General features: G+C 49.5%; 1 rRNA gene. It reads left to right on the top strand.

Going from position 1 to position 1,363, the window contains the following annotated elements:
• Positions 1-201: 201 nt before the first annotated feature.
• Positions 202-1,363, top strand: a 23S ribosomal RNA gene (locus BM275_RS21960); the annotation flags it as partial.

The raw sequence follows: 1,363 nt of genomic DNA, 5'->3' as shown, positions 1-1,363 counted from the left end.
TGATGTGTGAGGGTATTGATTTCTGGTCTTTGCGCCAGAACTGTTCTTTAAAAATTTGGGTATGTGATAGAAGTAGATTTGAGTGGTCACTTTCACTGGTGATTATTCAAGTCAAGGTAAAATTTGCGTGTTCTCTATGCAAATTTTCGGCGAATGTCGTCTTCACGTTATAGACAGTAACCAGATTGCTTGGGGTTATATGGTCAAGTGAAGAAGCGCATACGGTGGATGCCTTGGCAGTCAGAGGCGATGAAAGACGTGGTAGCCTGCGAAAAGCTTCGGGGAGTCGGCAAACAGACTTTGATCCGGAGATGTCTGAATGGGGGAACCCAGCCATCATAAGATGGTTATCACACACTGAATACATAGGTGTGTGAGGCGAACCAGGGGAACTGAAACATCTAAGTACCCTGAGGAAAAGAAATCAACCGAGATTCCCTTAGTAGTGGCGAGCGAACGGGGATTAGCCCTTAAGCTTCTTTGATTTTAGCGGAACGCTCTGGAAAGTGCGGCCATAGTGGGTGATAGCCCTGTACGCGAAAAGGTCTTAGAAGTGAAATCGAGTAGGACGGAGCACGAGAAACTTTGTCTGAATATGGGGGGACCATCCTCCAAGGCTAAATACTACTGACTGACCGATAGTGAACCAGTACCGTGAGGGAAAGGCGAAAAGAACCCCGGAGAGGGGAGTGAAATAGAACCTGAAACCGTATGCGTACAAGCAGTGGGAGCCTACTTTGTTAGGTGACTGCGTACCTTTTGTATAATGGGTCAGCGACTTATTTTCAGTGGCGAGCTTAACCGAATAGGGGAGGCGTAGCGAAAGCGAGTCTTAATAGGGCGTCTAGTCGCTGGGAATAGACCCGAAACCGGGCGATCTATCCATGGGCAGGTTGAAGGTTAGGTAACACTGACTGGAGGACCGAACCGACTACCGTTGAAAAGTTAGCGGATGACCTGTGGATCGGAGTGAAAGGCTAATCAAGCTCGGAGATAGCTGGTTCTCCTCGAAAGCTATTTAGGTAGCGCCTCGTGTATCACTGCTGGGGGTAGAGCACTGTTTCGGCTAGGGGGTCATCCCGACTTACCAAACCGATGCAAACTCCGAATACCAGCAAGTGTCAGCACGGGAGACACACGGCGGGTGCTAACGTCCGTCGTGAAAAGGGAAACAACCCAGACCGTCAGCTAAGGTCCCAAAATCCTGGTTAAGTGGGAAACGATGTGGGAAGGCTTAGACAGCTAGGAGGTTGGCTTAGAAGCAGCCACCCTTTAAAGAAAGCGTAATAGCTCACTAGTCGAGTCGGCCTGCGCGGAAGATGTAACGGGGCTCAAACCAGGTACCGAAGCTACGGGTTCAACG

The organism is Stutzerimonas kunmingensis (assembly GCF_900114065.1).
GTDB lineage: Bacteria > Pseudomonadota > Gammaproteobacteria > Pseudomonadales > Pseudomonadaceae > Stutzerimonas > Stutzerimonas kunmingensis.
Note: the sequence above shows the minus strand (reverse complement) of the source record. Positions and strands in the feature narration are given on the sequence as shown.